Origin of the sequence: Shewanella sp. DC2-4 (assembly GCF_013248875.1) — a bacterium.
Classification (GTDB): domain Bacteria; phylum Pseudomonadota; class Gammaproteobacteria; order Enterobacterales; family Shewanellaceae; genus Shewanella; species Shewanella oncorhynchi.
The window spans coordinates 3,660,703-3,677,182 of the sequence record NZ_JABRVR010000002.1 but is presented as its reverse complement, the minus strand read 5'-3'; the positions used below and the strand labels follow the sequence as shown (position 1 = coordinate 3,677,182).

19 protein-coding genes are annotated in these 16,480 nt (G+C 46.2%); 6 read left to right on the top strand and 13 right to left on the bottom strand.

What is annotated here, in order from left to right; translation table 11 throughout:
• Window positions 1-29: 29 nt before the first annotated feature.
• Window positions 30-578: a DUF2799 domain-containing protein gene (locus tag HQQ92_RS16785; protein WP_113939984.1), complete on the bottom strand. Its 549-nt coding sequence runs from the start codon at window positions 576-578 to the stop codon at window positions 30-32.
• A gap of 180 nt (window positions 579-758) precedes the next feature.
• Between HQQ92_RS16785 and HQQ92_RS16780 the strand changes: the two genes are divergently transcribed.
• A complete protein-coding gene (locus HQQ92_RS16780) occupies window positions 759-1,073 on the top strand; it encodes a hypothetical protein (protein ID WP_173246900.1) in 315 nt (104 codons plus the stop codon).
• Window positions 1,074-1,408: 335 nt separating this feature from the next.
• Window positions 1,409-2,269: a PA4780 family RIO1-like protein kinase gene (locus HQQ92_RS16775; RefSeq protein ID WP_028759534.1), complete on the top strand. Its 861-nt coding sequence runs from the start codon at window positions 1,409-1,411 to the stop codon at window positions 2,267-2,269.
• A 738-nt stretch (window positions 2,270-3,007) separates the two neighbouring features.
• On the opposite strand, the gene HQQ92_RS16770 is transcribed toward HQQ92_RS16775, so the two are convergent.
• Window positions 3,008-3,241 carry a transposase gene (locus HQQ92_RS16770; protein ID WP_168825505.1) on the bottom strand — a complete coding sequence of 78 codons (234 nt, stop codon included), beginning with the start codon at window positions 3,239-3,241 and terminating at the stop codon, window positions 3,008-3,010.
• A 673-nt stretch (window positions 3,242-3,914) separates the two neighbouring features.
• On the opposite strand from HQQ92_RS16770, the gene HQQ92_RS16765 reads away from it, so the two are divergent.
• Both HQQ92_RS16765 and HQQ92_RS16760 read left to right on the top strand, forming a co-directional pair.
• Complete coding sequence (locus HQQ92_RS16765; protein WP_168825788.1) at window positions 3,915-4,604, top strand: OmpA family protein; 690 nt, start codon at window positions 3,915-3,917, stop codon at window positions 4,602-4,604.
• 265 nt (window positions 4,605-4,869) lie between these two features.
• On the top strand, window positions 4,870-5,706 hold the full coding sequence (locus tag HQQ92_RS16760; RefSeq protein WP_173246897.1) for a molybdate ABC transporter substrate-binding protein: 837 nt from the start codon (window positions 4,870-4,872) through the stop codon (window positions 5,704-5,706).
• Between the two features lie 79 nt (window positions 5,707-5,785).
• On the opposite strand, the gene mgtE is transcribed toward HQQ92_RS16760, so the two are convergent.
• From mgtE to HQQ92_RS16705, 11 genes are all read right to left on the bottom strand, one after another.
• Window positions 5,786-7,150: a magnesium transporter gene (mgtE, locus tag HQQ92_RS16755; protein WP_113939980.1), complete on the bottom strand. Its 1,365-nt coding sequence runs from the start codon at window positions 7,148-7,150 to the stop codon at window positions 5,786-5,788.
• A 250-nt stretch (window positions 7,151-7,400) separates the two neighbouring features.
• Window positions 7,401-7,676, bottom strand: a complete 276-nt coding sequence (locus HQQ92_RS16750; protein ID WP_006083073.1) for an HPr family phosphocarrier protein — start codon at window positions 7,674-7,676, stop codon at window positions 7,401-7,403.
• Window positions 7,663-8,517, bottom strand: coding sequence for an RNase adapter RapZ (gene rapZ / locus HQQ92_RS16745; RefSeq protein ID WP_105251390.1), 855 nt, complete (start codon window positions 8,515-8,517; stop codon window positions 7,663-7,665). Before rapZ ends, HQQ92_RS16750 begins: the two co-directional genes overlap by 14 nt.
• On the bottom strand, window positions 8,514-8,957 hold the full coding sequence (ptsN, locus tag HQQ92_RS16740) for a PTS IIA-like nitrogen regulatory protein PtsN (protein WP_006083071.1): 444 nt from the start codon (window positions 8,955-8,957) through the stop codon (window positions 8,514-8,516). The genes rapZ and ptsN overlap by 4 nt, the downstream gene beginning before the upstream one ends.
• A 2-nt stretch (window positions 8,958-8,959) precedes the next feature.
• Window positions 8,960-9,247, bottom strand: a complete 288-nt coding sequence (gene hpf, locus HQQ92_RS16735; RefSeq protein ID WP_006083070.1) for a ribosome hibernation promoting factor — start codon at window positions 9,245-9,247, stop codon at window positions 8,960-8,962.
• Window positions 9,248-9,275: 28 nt separating this feature from the next.
• Window positions 9,276-10,754 carry an RNA polymerase factor sigma-54 gene (locus HQQ92_RS16730; RefSeq protein WP_105251391.1) on the bottom strand — a complete coding sequence of 493 codons (1,479 nt, stop codon included), beginning with the start codon at window positions 10,752-10,754 and terminating at the stop codon, window positions 9,276-9,278.
• A gap of 107 nt (window positions 10,755-10,861) precedes the next feature.
• Window positions 10,862-11,593: an LPS export ABC transporter ATP-binding protein gene (gene lptB / locus HQQ92_RS16725; RefSeq protein WP_105251392.1), complete on the bottom strand. Its 732-nt coding sequence runs from the start codon at window positions 11,591-11,593 to the stop codon at window positions 10,862-10,864.
• Window positions 11,590-12,144, bottom strand: coding sequence for a lipopolysaccharide transport periplasmic protein LptA (lptA, locus tag HQQ92_RS16720; protein ID WP_105251393.1), 555 nt, complete (start codon window positions 12,142-12,144; stop codon window positions 11,590-11,592). Before lptA ends, lptB begins: the two co-directional genes overlap by 4 nt.
• On the bottom strand, window positions 12,131-12,691 hold the full coding sequence (gene lptC / locus HQQ92_RS16715; RefSeq protein WP_105251394.1) for an LPS export ABC transporter periplasmic protein LptC: 561 nt from the start codon (window positions 12,689-12,691) through the stop codon (window positions 12,131-12,133). The genes lptA and lptC overlap by 14 nt, the downstream gene beginning before the upstream one ends.
• Window positions 12,688-13,239, bottom strand: coding sequence for a 3-deoxy-manno-octulosonate-8-phosphatase KdsC (gene kdsC / locus HQQ92_RS16710; protein ID WP_028759542.1), 552 nt, complete (start codon window positions 13,237-13,239; stop codon window positions 12,688-12,690). The genes lptC and kdsC overlap by 4 nt, the downstream gene beginning before the upstream one ends.
• The gene (locus HQQ92_RS16705) at window positions 13,239-14,216 is read right to left on the bottom strand and encodes a KpsF/GutQ family sugar-phosphate isomerase (RefSeq protein WP_173246895.1); all 978 of its coding nucleotides are present in this window, start codon (window positions 14,214-14,216) and stop codon (window positions 13,239-13,241) included. The genes kdsC and HQQ92_RS16705 overlap by 1 nt, the downstream gene beginning before the upstream one ends.
• A gap of 643 nt (window positions 14,217-14,859) precedes the next feature.
• Here HQQ92_RS16705 and mlaF point away from each other — a divergent pair.
• Window positions 14,860-15,678 (top strand): phospholipid ABC transporter ATP-binding protein MlaF, encoded by an 819-nt coding sequence (mlaF, locus tag HQQ92_RS16700; RefSeq protein WP_063882287.1) that lies wholly within the window; start codon window positions 14,860-14,862, stop codon window positions 15,676-15,678.
• Window positions 15,675-16,460 (top strand): lipid asymmetry maintenance ABC transporter permease subunit MlaE, encoded by a 786-nt coding sequence (gene mlaE, locus HQQ92_RS16695; protein ID WP_105251396.1) that lies wholly within the window; start codon window positions 15,675-15,677, stop codon window positions 16,458-16,460. Before mlaF ends, mlaE begins: the two co-directional genes overlap by 4 nt.
• Window positions 16,461-16,480 lie beyond the last annotated feature (20 nt).

Below are 16,480 nucleotides of genomic sequence, written 5' to 3'. Positions count from 1 at the left end.
CCTTATTGGGTTCAGTATTTTTTTATGGCTTAAAATCTAAATTCGAAGCGCATATCAGGTCTGCGTAGGCGAGATCTTTCATCTAACAGTTGGTTTTTTTCGTTGAGTAGGCTGTTTTTCTGTTTCAATAAGTCAGCCTTGTCGGTGAGATTATTGATCTTGCCATCAAGACTGCTTATTTCTCTCTCTATGGTATTTAAGCGATCGGCAATCTCAGTTAAACGTTTGTTGGTCAGGTATTGTTGATGGCCTTGGTTATAGCGCTCAACAAACTGGTTATTACTGCAAACCCCATAATAACTTTCTCCCGCTAAGCCTACGCGGTAGCCATTTTCTGGCACGCAGTAACTGGCTAACCCTTGCTGGTATCCTTGTTTCCATTGCGCTGTATCGACACTGAGATTAAATTCACGACAATCTTTTTGATATTGATTTAATTGCCCAGAACTTGTCCCACGGTTGCCATCGGCAAGCCCAAGGGCAAACCAATCACTATTGGCGCATTCTTCAATCGATAAGCTGCTGCATTGAGTCAGGGATAGGACTGAAAGTGCGAGGAAAATGCTGGGATAGTGCATGGATAAGTTCTCTATATGTTGTGGCGTTTAGGATAAAGGCTCTTATGGGGGAGATCTAGCTATATATACCGCTATTTATACTGTAATAGATGCGTTTTGTTGGGCAAAATCCATCACAGTTTAGCGGATGAATGCATGATAACCAGCTGATATTGTGTTAGTTTGCGGTTAACACTTTAAATGTCTGCTTTGGTGCTCGCTATGATTTCACTTATTTCATCTGCGTATTCAGCTTCATTACCAGCAGTTAAGTCGGCTCATCAATCCCTTGATACCGCCGAGCCAAGCGGACTTAAATCCTTTACCTATGGTGCATTAGGGCTGGCGGCTCCCAAAGCTGAGGTCAGTTTTGATGGCAATGCAAGGAGTAAAATACCTGAGCCTAGTGCGGATGATGTAGATGACGTTAAGAGTTCAAACGACACTTATTACAGTGCAGGCCAAATATTGAAAGCGGCGGCGACCGTGGGCAGTGTGATTGCCTTGTTTGTTTGAGTTAAGTTCCTGCACCAATTTAGCTATGGGTATTATTTCAACTGGCTTGGATTGGCATATTCGGCGCGGAATATGGCTTGTCGTTTTGAGTCTGGTTTTACTGGGGTGAGCATAAAAGAATATTCTTTTAGTTAAAGCGGTATTTTCAGTCTCTTTCTTTGCCAACGCGCTGAGTAAATCTGGTATTGTGTTTAACACGCAAGTGCATTAGTTTTTACTTAAAATTCGTTTAATAATCCTAAACTATATTCATCAAACTTCCGCTGGAGACCGCTTTTGTATGAAGATTTGCCCGCAGTATTCCATATCATGCCTAAGTAAGGTATAAGGGCGCTATGAAAACTCCGAAACGAATCCAACCCCTGGTTGATGAAGGACTGGTCGATGAGGTCATTAGCCAGTTAATGAGCGGTAAAGAAGCGACTGTGTACGTTGTACGCAGTGGTGATGATATCCGCTGTGCCAAAGTCTATAAAGAAGCGGACAAGCGCAGTTTTAAGCAAGCTGTGTTATATCAAGAAGGCCGAAAAGTCCGTAACAGTCGTCGTGCGCGCGCGATGGAAAAAGGGTCTAAATTTGGCCGCGATCAGCAGGAAGAAGCTTGGCAAAATGCTGAAGTTGAAGCACTTTACCGTTTAGCGAATGCAGGTGTGCGGGTGCCAACACCTTACGGCTGTTTTGATGGCGTGTTGCTGATGGAGTTAGTGACGGATGCCGAGGGCAATGTCGCGCCGAGATTAAACGATGTCAGTATGTCGGCAGAAAAAGCCTTGAAGGATCATGCGTTGGTGATGACCTATGTTAAACGTATGCTCTGTGCGGGGTTAGTGCACGGTGACTTGTCTGAGTTTAACGTGTTAGTTGACAGTGAAGGGCCAGTGATTATCGACTTACCTCAGGCCGTCGATGCCGCTGCAAATAACCATGCTAAATGGATGTTAGCGCGTGATGTGAATAACATGACTCAATACTATGGTTTGTATGCTCCTGAGCTGCTAAAAACACAATACGCCAAAGAAATTTGGGCCTTGTTTGAAGCCGGTGAATTGAAGCCTGAAACGCCATTAACGGGTGAGTTTACCGAAGTGCTGGTCGAAGCCGATGTTAGTGCGGTCTTGGAAGAAATCCAAGCAGCCTTTGAAGAGGCACAAGAGCGTAAGCAGCGGATCCAAGAGGCAAACGAAGAAGACTATTAATCGTCAGTCGTTGTTTTTCACCCATAAAAAAGACGCTCAAAGTAGCGTCTTTTTTATGCTAAAAATTAAGTGAAATTATTATTTTTGTTGTTGATTTTATTATTGTTATTTAATTTTTGGCGTTAGCCAATCCTTGGCTTAATCCCCGATGGAAGCTGGGGCCATCCTTGTTGCTACAAACAAGCTAGCAATCATCGAACAGTGTGATAAAAGGACAAGAGTTGAGAGAGAAATATGTTCATGACTTGGGGGAGCACAATTCACATATTTAATCTTTGGGGAAGATAACTCCCTCAATCCTTGCCGAAACCTTGGTCACTCTTCAGTCAATCTATGTAATACCAATCACGGCCTTCCTTGGCGCACCACACTCATTGCAGTGCTGGATCATCATTGATCCTGTGAATAAAATGACAAGGCCAGAGAGAGAAATATGTTCATGACTTGGGGGAGCACAATTCACATATTTGATCTTGGGGGAGATAACTCCCTCCCTAGTCTTGCCGAAACTCTTGCATTGTCCCTATCCGTTTGTTGCTGTTAATACTATTTCCCAATCTTCGCTGGGTTCATCAATTTGGACGACAAGGCCGGACTAAAAAGGGCGCTGTTATTATTGTTGTTAGCACATCTTTTACATCGTTAGCGTTATCAGCAGGGCGATATGCAATCTCGTCCGGCCTTGTCTATTCGGGCACGTTTAGCTTGTTGTACAGGCACTCAATTGCCATGCAGCACTTAACCTATCGTGCGTAGCTCATGATTGAGCTGTTTAATTCTTTTCTGTAGCTGGGCAATCTCACTCATTAATGCGCATTCTCTTTGCTGGGGTTGCAGATCGCTTTCTCGCACCCATTGGTAGACTGCCTTGGCAGATAAACCGTATTGACGTGCAACATCCGACAGTAAGCGACCTTGTACTTTAACCTCGGTGATAACATGTAGCTTGAGACTATTTTCTGCGATTCCCATGAGCGTTCCCTCTTTTACTGCCTTCTAACCAAAATATGACCGTTTGCGCTGCCTTTTATTGATGATAGTGACGCTGTTCTAAATCCCACTGGCTCAGACCTAGATGGCGCAGACAAATCCATTCGTGGCGACATAGTGCGATAAAGTTCATGACCGTTTTCATACTTCCTCCTTTATGACCCTAAATACTCGAGCCCATTTTCTGTCTCGATAGGTCCATTTAATTTGGATTAATCCAGTTGAAGTCGACTCTAGTTTTTCGGCGATGTTTACCGCGTCTGACTGTCTACTCACTTAGTAGTATGTAAAATTCGTGCCAATATTCTAATTTTCATTTTAACCTTTTAAATCATTGCATTGCGCCTTCGATTAAAACGGCGTTATTTTTTAGTGCTGCCAATAAAGGTGCAAGGTGCACTATTTCGGTGCCATAGACTTGATATGAAATTGGGCGGTACAAGCCATGATTGAAGCCCGAAATCTGTATCTTTGCTGACTAAAATCTGGATTAGCATAATTGAAGATGGATAAAGGATTGTCTCCAGCGCAATTGCTTATATACTGCCTGCTTTGTGGCAATCCCTAGGTCATTCGTATTACCTAATGGACGTGATATTTCTTGCCCTTTTGAGCGGTATTCACAGTCATCAATCATATAAAGAGGTTATAAATGATGAAGTGTTTTCAGGCAGTGCAATCTAAACCATCCCTGTTAGCCATAGTGGTATTGACGACCGCGCTAGTTGCATCGGGTTGTACAACAATCAATCCCTATTCAAACGAAGAACAAACCGCTAAAGCTACCAGTGGCGCATTGATTGGTGCCGTCGCGGGTGCCGCAATTGGGGTGGTATCTTCGAGCAAGAGCGACCGCGGTAAAGGTGCCTTAATTGGTGCTGCATCGGGCGCTGCAGTCGGTGGTGGTATTGGTTATTACATGGATGTGCAAGAGACCAAATTACGCCAACAATTAGCCTCAACGGGCGTGAGTGTGACCCGTAACGGCGATAACATCATTTTGAATATGCCTAATGAAGTGACCTTCGGCGTAGATCAAACCGAGTTAAGTGACGGTGCTAAACGCGTGCTGAATTCAGTGGCGGTTGTGGCCAAGGAATACAGCAAAACGCAGCTTAACGTATTAGGTTATACCGACAGCAGTGGTTCAGACTCTTATAATTTACGTCTGTCACAGGTCCGTGCTAGCGAAGTGGGTAATTACTTGATGAGTAAAGGCGTTGCCTCTGCCCGTGTAAAATCAAAAGGTATGGGTGAAGCGAGTCCTATTGCATCAAATGCCAATGCAAATGGCCGAGCACAAAACCGCCGCGTTGAGATCGTACTAATACCAACAGGTAAATAGTCTGGTCTAAGCACAAAGTTCTCGCTGAAAAAGTCGCCAGGGGCGACTTTTTTGTTTTCAGTGGTGGGCTAATTGAGTGATTAGCTTGCCGTGCTTCAATTAGACAATTTGTCCTTTATGAAGCGCACCTTGAGTGACCTGCACCACAAACATATCACTGCTAATTACCTTGGGATGAGTTCAGCTTGATCCCTTTATCGATTTCACGTTCTGTATGGGGATAAGTCACAAGAATGACTTTTAGTGCCTAAAGGAGAATATGACTATGATAAGCAAAAATGTGTTAGTAGCCTTGAGTTTAAGTCCTGTCATCATGGTGACTGCTGTACAAGGAGTGCCGATGAAAGCCGAAGTGACCACAGGAGCCGCGCCGATAGAACTGCGCGCCGCAGGCAGTTTAAAGGCTGCGATGAGTGATATTATTGCTGCTTATCAAGCACAGTCGCAAATAAGTGTTGTAGCGCAATATGCGCCCTCAGGTTTATTGTTAAAGCGCATTCAAGAGGGCGAGAAAGTCGATATCTTTGCCTCGGCGAATATGAAACATCCACAGGCATTAGTGGATTCGGGTCAGGGCGAAGCGGTGCAAATGTTTGCCCGTAATCAACTCTGCGCTGTTGCTCAAGACACAGTTCAGGTGACGAGTGCGACCTTACTCGATACCTTGTTAGATCCTAAGGTTAAAGTCGGCACCTCAACCCCGAAAGCCGACCCCGCGGGTGATTATGCCTGGGCCGTTTTTGCTAAGGCCGAAGTGGTAAAACCTAATGCGAAAGCCGCGTTAGAGACCAAGGCATTACAACTGACGGGCGGCCCTGAGAGCGTTAAATCGCCTAAGGATCGTAACCCCTATGGCTGGGTAATGGAAAACAAGCAAGCGGATATCTTTTTAACCTATTGCACTAATGCTGTGCTGGCTAAAAAAGAAGTGCCGAGTTTACAAATCATCGACTTACCGCAGGAACTCGCCGTGGGTGCCGACTATGGTTTACTGGTTTTACAAGGCGCTAATACTGTCGCTAAGCCGTTAGCTGAGTTTATTCTATCGACCAAAGGCCAAGCGATTTTGAGCAGTTATGGTTTCCAACCTCCGGCAAAATAGCCTTCTTTAGTTTTCCTGCGGGATAAAAAACGGCACCTTTGAGGTGCCGTTTTTGTTATTAGCTCAAACTGTTAAAGCGTTAGTTCATCAGGTAGAGCGTCGCTAACCCGAGGAAGGCGAACAGGCCAACCACGTCAGTGACTGTGGTGAGCACCATACCGCCAGCGAGGGCAGGATCGATTTTAAGTCGTTTTAAAATCAATGGAATACTCGCACCTGCAAGCCCAGCTACTGTCATATTGATCAGCATAGCGCTACCAATTAATCCCGCCAGTGCCATATCATCCTTCCATAGCCACACGGCGACAAAGACTAAAATCGACCACATCAAGCCATTGAGAAAACCAATCGATAGCTCTTTACCGATAAGCCAGCGAGCGTTGCTTTGGCCGATATGGCCTAAAGCAATACCGCGGATCACGAGCGCTAAGGTCTGATTACCGGCAACACCGCCCATGCTAGGGACAATTGTCATCAAGATGGCGATAGTGGCAAATTGCTCAATAGTGCCTTCAAACATATTGCTGACCGACGAGGCAAGCAGGGCGGCGAATAAGTTTATAGTAAGCCAGAGCGAGCGACGTAGGGTACTTTTTAGCACAGGACCAAAGGTATCTTCATCTCCGTCCATCCCCGCCATACCCATCATGGAATGTTCAGCATCTTCGCGGATAACATCGACTACGTCATCGATTGTGATACGTCCGAGTAGCTTACCATCACTGTCGACGACAGGTGCCGATACCCAGTCATTGCGTTCGAATTTCTGCGCGACTTCGCTGTCGGACATGCTCACCGGAATACTTTGAATATTGGGATCCATGATATTGCGAATTGTGGTGCTTGGCGCGCAAGTCAGCAGATCTGCCAGCCTAACACCGCCAAGGACTTTGTCCTGTTTGTCGACCACATATAAGGTATCTGTGGTGTCGGGTAGGTTGCCCCTTTGCCGAAGATAGCGCAGCACCACATCGATATTCACATCGGGTCTTAAGGTGACTGTATCTGTATTCATCAAGCTGCCGGCGGTCTCATCTGGATAAGATAGGGCTTGTTCTACCCTCAGGCGATTTTGCTCCGTCATCGACTGCAACACTTGTTTGTAAACGGCGTCGGGAAGACTTCGCAGAATATAGGCGAGATCGTCGGTGTCCATGCTTGCTGTCGCTTTCGCGACTCGCTCAGGGCTCATGCTGCGGATCAGTGGGTCTTTGAGTTCTTCACTCAACTCATCGAGTATGTCGCCTATTTGTTCCTGATCGATGAGCTGCCACAATACTTGTCTGGCACTTGGCGGTGATGATTCTAAGATCAGCGCGATATCTGAGGCGGCCATTTTTTGCAGCATATTACGCACATGCACGAACATGCCGCTGCTAAGCGCTTGGTTTAACTGGTCAAGACTATGTCCGGTGTGATCGTTTTCTGCATTATCTACGGGCATTTGTCCTCCATTGTGCGGCAAATTGGTTTGAGATCTTAGTGTTGGGCTAGGATTTTGCGGTGACTAAGCGTCAGTCGATGACATAGATTAAGACGGCTAAGGTAAGGTTAAGGCCAGCGCAATGACCGCTAGTGTAATCGCCTGTGGCTTGTATCGTCGAGCGACAAATGTTTTGCCATGTGTGAATGGCAAGTTTTTAAAACTAGACATGAAGTGAAACTAACGATGAAGTGCTTAGTGTGAAGTGAAACTAACAGGCTTCGTCAAACTTAGCGTCGATTAAGGCACAAATGGCATCGAGAGCCGGCTCTGCATCTGGGCCTTCGGCGATAAGCTTGATGGTTTTACCCATGCCAGTTTCAAGCATCAGCAAGCCAAGCACACTGGCGGCCGATGCTTGTTTATCGCCTTGGATTAAGGTGATGGTCGCATCAAACTCGGAAGCCAGTACCACCAACTTAGTGGCGGCACGGGCATGTAAACCGAGCTTATTACAGATGGTTATCTGACGTTCAAGCTTTGGCATTATTGAGCTCTCGATGACGGGCATAAACTTTATGTTTACCGTTACTAAAGCGTTTGGCCAATTGCTCTGCGACGTAAACGGATCTGTGCTGTCCACCTGTGCAGCCAATGGCCACAGTTAAATAACTGCGATTGTTACGCTCGAGGTGCGGCAGCCAAGTCTCCAGTAAGTTTTCGATTTGCCAGATGAACTTATTAACCAGTGGTTGACGATTTAAGAACTCAGCTACGGGTTCATCTAAGCCAGTCAATGGCCGCAGCGCCAACTCCCAGTGGGGATTGGGCAGGAAGCGCACATCGAACATAAAGTCGGCTTCGGTGGGCATTCCGTGCTTAAAGCCAAAGGACTCGAAGTTGATCACGAGTTCTTTATCGACACTACCAAGGAGAATTTGTCTGACTTGGTCGCTTAAATCATAGATATTCAAATTCGACGTATCTATGTAGTGATCGACCAGTTTTGACATAGGCTCGAGCAGTTTCCCCTCCAGCTTTATCGCTTCTTGCAAAGAGACTCGGCTCTTCGACAAAGGATGCAAACGGCGGGTTTCGCTGTAACGCTTGAGCAGAATTTTATCGCTGGAGTTAAGGAAGAAGCTCGTTAACTCAGTATCTGGAGGTAGGCTAGCGAGTTGTTTTACTAAGACCTTATCCTGCTCAGGCATGTTACGCACGTCGACACTGATGGCGACGAGATCGTTACTGCCTTTGAGTTGCTCAAGCAAACTGCCAATCAATGGCAAGGGAAGGTTATCGACACAATAATAGCCGAGATCTTCGAGTACCCTAAGGGCGACAGATTTGCCTGAGCCTGAGCGGCCCGACACTATGACCAGTTTCATCCAGTGATTACCTGATAGAGTTCCGTTTCATCATGCGTCTTGCGTAATTGCTTTAATATTTGCTTGTCGCTCAGCTTTTCGGCCATGCAAGACAAGGTACTTAAGTGCTGCTGACATTGGTCTGCAGGCACCAGTAGTGCAAATAAAATATCAACAGGTTGCTTATCGATAGCATCAAATGCTATCGGCTCTTCACACTTAATTAGTATGGCAATGGGCTGATCTATATCGGCTAGTCGACCATGTGGAATGGCGATGCCGTTACCTATACCTGTGCTCCCCATCTTTTCGCGCGCCACTAGGCTTTCGAATATCTCTTGAGATGAGAGGGTCGGGTACTGGGCAGCGACTAAGTCGCTGATGAGTTCCAGTACCTTTTTCTTGCTGCCCGGAGTGGCGCAGGTAGTGCACTCCGGCCGCAGTATGGTACAAAGTTCCATTATTAGTGTTTTGTTAACTTCTCTTTGTGTTTAATAACCTGACGGTCAAGCTTGTCAATCAGGGCGTCTATAGCGGCATACATGTCAGCATGCTCTGAAGTAGCAAAAACTTCACCACCTATGAGGTTTATTCTCGCTTCGGCAATCTGTTGCATTTTCTCAACATTGAGCACAACGTGCACATTATTGATCTGTTCGAAATGGCGTTCAAGTTTTGAAAACTTTTCTTCTACATATGCACGTAACGATTCGGTAATTTCGACATGGTGTCCACTTAGGTTTATTTGCATAGAAACGTCCTCCGATATCCACTGTAGGTTATAAACTTTTACGCTGATTAGAAGGTGGAATAAGCATAGCCTCTCGGTACTTCGCAATGGTTCTGCGGGCTACGTTGATCCCTTGTTCTGCCAGAAGTTGTGCCATCTTACTATCGCTTAATGGTTTTTTCTGGTTTTCCGCTGCCACCAGTTTCTTTATAAAGGCTCTGATTGCTGTGGATGAGCACTCACCACCATCGTCAGTACCGACGTGGCTAGAGAAGAAGTATTTTAGTTCAAAAAGTCCCTTAGGGGTATGCATGTATTTTTGAGTTGTGACCCGTGAGATGGTGGACTCATGCATTTCTACCGCTTCGGCAATATCGTTAAGCACCATAGGCTTCATGGCTTCTTCACCATACTCAAAGAAACCTTGCTGATATTGCACTATGCAATTAGCAACTTTAAGCAAAGTATCGTTACGGCTTTCTAAGCTCTTAATAAACCATTTAGCCTCTTGCAGATGGCCGCGAATAAATTGGCTATCGGCTTGGTTTTTGGTACTGCGTGCCATAGAAGCATAATGTTGATTTACATTGATTTTTGGCATGCAGTCAGGATTAAGCTCAACGACCCAGCGGCCATTTTTCTTCGACACAGACACATCTGGGATAACGTATTCGTCATTATTGGGCGTGATCAACAAACCTGGGCGAGGATTGAGGGTTTGGATAAGTGCTATACCATCCCTTAATTCATCTTCTTTTAATTTAGTCTTACGCATCAATAACCTAAAATCACGGGCGGCGATCAGATCTAAATGATCTTTGATCAGCATACGGGCGTTTTCTAGGTTGGGAGTATCAGCGGCGAAATGCGACAGTTGGATCAGCAGGCATTCACTTAAATCGCGGGCGGCAACGCCTATGGGATCAAAATGCTGAATACGCTTGAGTACGGCTTCGACTTCGTCAAGCTCAACTTCAGGATTGCCCATGGCTTCGAGAATTTCTTCAGTGCTTTGGGTGAGATAGCCCTGATCGTCGATGGCATCAATAATGGCGGTGGCAATGGCTAAATCGGTTTCAGAAAACGGCGTGAGGTTTTTTTGCCATTCTAAGTGTTCGTACAAACCTTCACTGGTCTCGCCTTGGAAGGGCATATCGTCTTCACGACTGCCGCCGGGGCCTGAGTTTGGGGAGGCGGTAAACACTTCATCCCATGTGGTGTCCATGGGGAGCTCATCGGGCATGGATTCTTTGGTTAGCGACTCTGCCGTATCTATGGTGGAGCTGTCTTTTTCTGGTGGCAGAGTGCTAGATTCACTGAAATCCGTATCGGATAGCGTTTGGTTTACAGGGGTTTTAGTGGCGTCGAATTGATCCTCTTCCAGCTCGAGAAGGGGATTAGAATCTAATGCTTGCTGGATCTCTTGCTGCAGTTCTAATGACGACAGTTGCAACAGACGTATAGCCTGTTGTAGTTGTGGCGTCATGGTTAACTGTTGACCCAGTTTGAGCTGGAGTGACGCTTTCATGTTACCGCTGATCCCTACGTTATTATTGTTGGATGAGGTCGCTTATTATTATCTTGAGTGAAGCCCAATGGCGGTATAAATTGCCTCCATTGGCTTCGCTCGATTAACTATAGCCTGAATTGTTCACCTAAGTACACAGCCCTAACTTGCTGATTGTCTAAGATCTCTGCTGGAGTTCCTTCGGCAATCAGGTTTCCGTGACTCACAATATAAGCATGTTCACATACATCTAATGTCTCGCGGACATTATGGTCTGTGATCAGTACGCCAAGGCCGCGACTTTTGAGTTGTTCGATAATCTTCTTGATGTCGATAACCGAAATAGGATCGACGCCGGCAAACGGTTCATCGAGCAAAATGAACTTAGGATTAGCGGCTAAAGCCCGCGCAATTTCGACGCGACGACGTTCGCCACCCGACAATGACATGCCTTGGCTGTCACGGATGTGGGTGATATGAAACTCTTCGAGCAGATGTTCTAGTTCTTCTTCTCGTTCTTCGTTTTTAAGTTCTTTACGAGTTTGCAGTACGGCCATGATGTTGTCATGAACAGTTAGCTTACGAAAGATACTGGCTTCTTGCGGTAAGTAACCTATGCCTTTGCGGGCACGCAGATGCATAGGATCTGCGGTTAAATCATCATCGTCGATAAAGATATGTCCCTTATCGCTCTTCACTAGCCCGACAACCATGTAAAAGGTCGTGGTTTTACCTGCACCGTTTGGACCGAGTAGGCCAACGACTTGACCGGTTTTTACCGTCAGACTGACGTCTTTAACCACTTGGCGACTCTTGTAACTTTTCGCCAGATTTTGTGCTCTTAAGGTGATTTGGGTCATTTAGAGTCCTGCTTTTTTACAGGTTTATCCGCCGGAGCGTCTGATTTAGCATCATCTTGATAGTTTTCAGGCTGAATAATAGTGATTACGCGATCGTCACCACTGCCAGTACTCTCGGCCATCAATTTCTGTTGAATCATGTTATAGCGGATTAAATTGCCTGTAACTTGGCTACCTGCTTGATCTAATGACGCCATACCTTTCAGAGTTAAGGTGCGGCTTGCCATATCGTAACGAATTTCTTTCGCGCTAGCCGATGCAGGACGGCCATCGTCTAATATCTGGCTATACGTAGCAGGGTTGCCTGTGGCGACTAAAGTTTTGCTATTTTCACCTTCAGCGGAAAATGCACGCAGTTCATTTGCTTGGATTTTTATTGAGCCTTGGGTAACTTCCACCGGACCAAAGAAGATAATCTGGTTGTTTTTGATATCCGCAGTTTGGCTCACAGCTTTAATTTTGACTTCTTGCTTTAAGTCGCCCACTTTCGCGAAAGCACTCATGCTCATAATTAGCATTAGGCTGGCAAGTAATACGTTATTTTGCTTCATATGTTCCTACTACCTGACTGGTCAATTGCACTTCTTGCGCGTTGAGGTCGGCATAAAGGCCTTGGCCTTGAATATTAAAATCTTTCCCTGTGACGTAAATGGTACGGTCAGAGGTCATTATCATAGTGTTGAGATCGAGTTCCAGATAACTGGTGGACAAGGTCTGAATCGGTTCTTCTGGGCTAATGGCATCGATAATAACATTATTTTCTAATACAACCTTGCCAGTTTCCTTGTTTAGCTTGCCCTGATCTGCCCTGAGCTGCCATTGTGCTTTACCTTGGTCTGGATAAACAAGATAAACAGGTTGAGTAAAGAAAGTTTGATTCGTTGAATCATAATGTTCCATGTGTTTCGCCGTCACACGGCTATTCACTAGTCCTTGCTCATTGAACTCAACACTGCGCAGATCTTCAACGATGAAATCTGGGGTATTTTGATCTTTTACTCTGTTATCGGAATCACCGCTGTGTTTGTTCTGGACCTGCCAGTAAAGCGCTAGTGCAGTTCCAAAAAAAGCGATAATTGCGAGTGTCACACGACTCATATACTCATTCCATGGGCCGAAGTGAATTTATTTTGACTTAGGAGTAACAGATCTGTGAGTTCACGCAGTGCACCGTGGCCACCATTGAGCGTAGTCACAAAATGGGCGTGTTGGCGTACATAGGGGTGGCCGTCAGCAACACTGACCGCTAAACCGACGACATTCATCACGGGGAGATCGACAATATCATCACCGATATAAGCCACTTCTTCTGGGGTGACACCATAAAGTGCGAGCAATGCTTCATAGGGCTCGAACTTATTGTCTACGCCTTGGTAAATATGGGTAACACCAAGGGCTGTCATACGGTTTTCAACGATTTTGGATTGACGCCCTGTGATCACGGCGAGGTTGAAACCGCTGGTGAGGAGTGAGCGCACGCCATAACCGTCACGGGTATGGAAGGCTTTGAGCTCTTCGCCGCTATTGCTCAAGTAAATACGGCCGTCGGAAAACACCCCATCGACGTCACAAATCAACAGTTTAATCTTTTGCGCGCGTTGCCACACATCATCACTGATTGGGCCGTAAAATCCTTGCTGTGGCATTAAATGACTCCTGCTTTAACCATGTCTAGCATGTTAAGAGCGCCGATAGGATGGCGGTCTTTATCAATAACAATTAATCCGTTGATGTTTTTTGAGTCCATCACTTGCAGTGCTTGGGCGGCCAACACATTATCCGTGATCGTGACGCAGTTACGTGTCATCACATCGGCAATGGGCGTCGTGCGTAAATTCACTTCGGCATCAATAACGCGGCGTAAATCACCGTCGGTGAAGATACCAACCAGCTTGCGCTGATCATCAATAATCGCCGTCATGCCTAAGCCTTTCTTGGAGATTTCGTACAGAGCTTCTGTGATGCAAATATCGTGGTTAACGAGCGGTAAGTCATCACCGCTGTGCATGACATCGCAGACTTTTAACAATAACTTGCGTCCTAAAGCACCGCCAGGATGGGACATTGCAAAGTCATCACGGGTAAAGCCTTTAGCTTGTAGTAGCGCAATGGCAATCGCATCGCCCATCACTAAGGTCGCGGTAGTGCTCGACGTTGGAGCAAGTCCAAGTGGGCAAGCCTCTTCTGGGACTTCAATACATAAATGTACTTTAGATAATCGCGCCATATTCGATTCGGGTTTACCTGTTACCGCGATAACGGGCACGCCCATACGTTGGATGACCGGCATTAAGGTGAGGATTTCGCTCGACTCACCGGAATTTGAAATCGCTAAAATCACATCGTTATCGGCCAATACACCCAGATCGCCGTGGCTGGCTTCACCCGGATGCACAAAAAATGCGGGCGTTCCTGTGCTGGCGAGGGTGGCTGAAATCTTATTGCCGATATGGCCCGATTTGCCCATTCCCATGACAATCACTTTGCCTGTGCAGTTGAGGATCAACTCGCAAGCTGCTGCAAATTCAGCCGAATCAACATATTGATAAAGATTGTCTAGGGCTGACTTTTCAATGTCGATAACTTTACAACCCCATTGGCGCAGTTGTGATTTGTCTACCATGTCTATCTCTCTTTTTGCATTGTCTTTGTCGCCCCATTGATGGGATTGGAATAGCACAATTTGGTACGCGATAAAGATGATATGTAATAGGCTTTCTGCCAAGTATTAGTTTGTTTTCAGACAATTTAGCTTATGTCTTGCTGTGGTTAATTACCGAAAACAGCAAAACAATTGCGGCAGGCTAGAGCGATTGATCCGACTCGTCAAGTTCAGCTGCGTTAGCTATTCACGCACAATAACGTGTTTAGCGGCAGAAGGTCTTGAGCAATATCATCGTCTTTGTCGTTTATTTCAATGGATTTATTCCATATCGCAGCGGGTATTACCCTATGGGATGCCTCTATTGCGCAATTGCGTATCGACTCTCCCCGATAAAAGTGGGCAAAGAGTGAGCTAAGTGCGAACGAATTAGCCAATACTGCCAATTCTGCAACCAGGTTGAAAACATTAAGTAACATTTTACCTGTGCAGAGTGAAAACTTAGGGCGCATTTTCGCTGTAAATGAGGCAAATTGAAAGTATCGCAGGGCGATAGTGTCGATTCGGTTGTAGGTTAAAGCGCAATTACGTACAATTTGCGGCTCTTCGATTGGTCAGTCTCGGAAGACTAGGATCACCTCATTTGCAAATGTCGGAATCAAGCATGACTCAAGAACAAACGCCGTTGGTTGAGATCCGTAATTTGGGGTTTAGCCGCGGTCAGCGTGTGATATATGAAGATATTAGCCTGTCCATTCCAAGGGGCAAGGTGACGGCGATCATGGGGCCGAGCGGCATAGGCAAAACGACCCTGTTGAAATTGATTGGCGGCCAATTAACGCCTGACCATGGACAAGTGTTATTCGACGGTCACGATATCCATGGCGTGAGTCGTAATGAATTATTTAGTCTGCGTAAGCGGATGAGCATGCTGTTTCAAAGTGGCGCGCTGTTTACCGACATTAATGTGTTCGATAACGTGGCGTTTGCACTGCGTGAACATTCTGGACTGCCTGAAGACATTATTCGCACTATCGTGCTGATGAAGCTTGAAGCCGTAGGTTTACGTGGTGCCGCTCAGATGATGCCAAGCGAGTTGTCCGGTGGTATGCAACGCCGCGCCGCATTGGCTAGAGCCATAGCGCTTGAACCTGAAATGGTGATGTACGATGAGCCTTTTGCAGGGCAAGACCCAATATCGATGGGCGTGTTAGTAAAGCTTATTCGTGAGTTATCCGATGCGCTGAATCTGACTTCAATTGTAGTGTCCCACGATGTGGATGAAGTGCTTGGCATTGCCGATTATGTATATGTGGTGGCTGACAAAAAAGTCATCGCCCACGGTACCCCTGAAGAATTAAAGTACGCTGATAATCCGCAGCTGAAACAGTTTATTCAAGGTGCTCCGGACGGCCCTGTGCCGTTCCATTATCCGGCAAATGATTACCAGCAAGAATTAATGGCAAAAGGAGTTGGCAAGTGAAGTTAATCGACAGTATTGCCGACTTAGGCCGCAGCGCGATTGAGCTAGTGCTCGGTTTTGGCCGTGCAGGCCTTATGCTGTGGGGTGCGATTTTTCGCTGGCCACGCGTGCGTAAAGGTTTTCCATTATTAGTGCGCCAGATTTATGTGGTCGGTGTGCAATCCATGGTGATTATTTTAGTCTCAGGACTCTTTATCGGCATGGTGCTCGCACTGCAAGGCTATAACATCTTAGTTGGTTTTGGCACCGAAGAAAGCTTAGGTCCTATGGTGGCGCTCAGTTTACTGCGTGAGTTAGGGCCAGTTGTTACCGCGTTATTGTTTGCGGGACGGGCGGGTTCAGCATTAACCGCTGAAATTGGTTTAATGAAAAGCACTGAGCAGCTTTCCAGTTTAGAAATGATGGCGATTGACCCATTAAGGCAGATTATTGCACCGCGCTTTTGGGCTGGAGTGATCAGTATGCCATTGCTGGCGTTGATGTTTACCGCTGTAGGTATTTATGGCGGGCACCTTGTTGGCGTGGAATGGAAAGGGATCGACAGTGGTGCGTTTTGGTCGATTCTGCAGGCGTCTGTCGAATGGCGTCAGGACATAGTTAACTGCTTGATCAAAAGTGGTGTGTTTGCCGTAGTGGTCACTTGGATTGCGTTATATCGCGGTTATCAAGTGATCCCAAATCCGGAAGGCATCAGCCGTGCAACGACCCAGACTGTCGTTCAGTCGAGCCTCGCTGTATTGGCATTGGATTTTTTACTGACAGCCCTGATGTTTGGCCGCTAACGGAACACTGCGGATTTCGA

Excerpts from the sequence above, each read along its gene's own strand:
- HQQ92_RS16785 (WP_113939984.1), bottom strand. The coding sequence starts at position 578 with ATGCACTATCCCAGCATTTTCCTCGCACTTTCAGTCCTATCCCTGACT.
- HQQ92_RS16780 (WP_173246900.1), top strand. The coding sequence starts at position 759 with ATGTCTGCTTTGGTGCTCGCTATGATTTCACTTATTTCATCTGCGTAT.
- HQQ92_RS16775 (WP_028759534.1), top strand. The coding sequence starts at position 1,409 with ATGAAAACTCCGAAACGAATCCAACCCCTGGTTGATGAAGGACTGGTC.
- HQQ92_RS16770 (WP_168825505.1), bottom strand. The coding sequence starts at position 3,241 with ATGGGAATCGCAGAAAATAGTCTCAAGCTACATGTTATCACCGAGGTT.
- HQQ92_RS16765 (WP_168825788.1), top strand. The coding sequence starts at position 3,915 with ATGAAGTGTTTTCAGGCAGTGCAATCTAAACCATCCCTGTTAGCCATA.
- HQQ92_RS16760 (WP_173246897.1), top strand. The coding sequence starts at position 4,870 with ATGATAAGCAAAAATGTGTTAGTAGCCTTGAGTTTAAGTCCTGTCATC.
- mgtE (WP_113939980.1), bottom strand. The coding sequence starts at position 7,150 with ATGCCCGTAGATAATGCAGAAAACGATCACACCGGACATAGTCTTGAC.
- HQQ92_RS16750 (WP_006083073.1), bottom strand. The coding sequence starts at position 7,676 with ATGCCAAAGCTTGAACGTCAGATAACCATCTGTAATAAGCTCGGTTTA.
- rapZ (WP_105251390.1), bottom strand. The coding sequence starts at position 8,517 with ATGAAACTGGTCATAGTGTCGGGCCGCTCAGGCTCAGGCAAATCTGTC.
- ptsN (WP_006083071.1), bottom strand. The coding sequence starts at position 8,957 with ATGGAACTTTGTACCATACTGCGGCCGGAGTGCACTACCTGCGCCACT.
- hpf (WP_006083070.1), bottom strand. The coding sequence starts at position 9,247 with ATGCAAATAAACCTAAGTGGACACCATGTCGAAATTACCGAATCGTTA.
- HQQ92_RS16730 (WP_105251391.1), bottom strand. The coding sequence starts at position 10,754 with ATGAAAGCGTCACTCCAGCTCAAACTGGGTCAACAGTTAACCATGACG.
- lptB (WP_105251392.1), bottom strand. The coding sequence starts at position 11,593 with ATGACCCAAATCACCTTAAGAGCACAAAATCTGGCGAAAAGTTACAAG.
- lptA (WP_105251393.1), bottom strand. The coding sequence starts at position 12,144 with ATGAAGCAAAATAACGTATTACTTGCCAGCCTAATGCTAATTATGAGC.
- lptC (WP_105251394.1), bottom strand. The coding sequence starts at position 12,691 with ATGAGTCGTGTGACACTCGCAATTATCGCTTTTTTTGGAACTGCACTA.
- kdsC (WP_028759542.1), bottom strand. The coding sequence starts at position 13,239 with ATGCCACAGCAAGGATTTTACGGCCCAATCAGTGATGATGTGTGGCAA.
- HQQ92_RS16705 (WP_173246895.1), bottom strand. The coding sequence starts at position 14,216 with ATGGTAGACAAATCACAACTGCGCCAATGGGGTTGTAAAGTTATCGAC.
- mlaF (WP_063882287.1), top strand. The coding sequence starts at position 14,860 with ATGACTCAAGAACAAACGCCGTTGGTTGAGATCCGTAATTTGGGGTTT.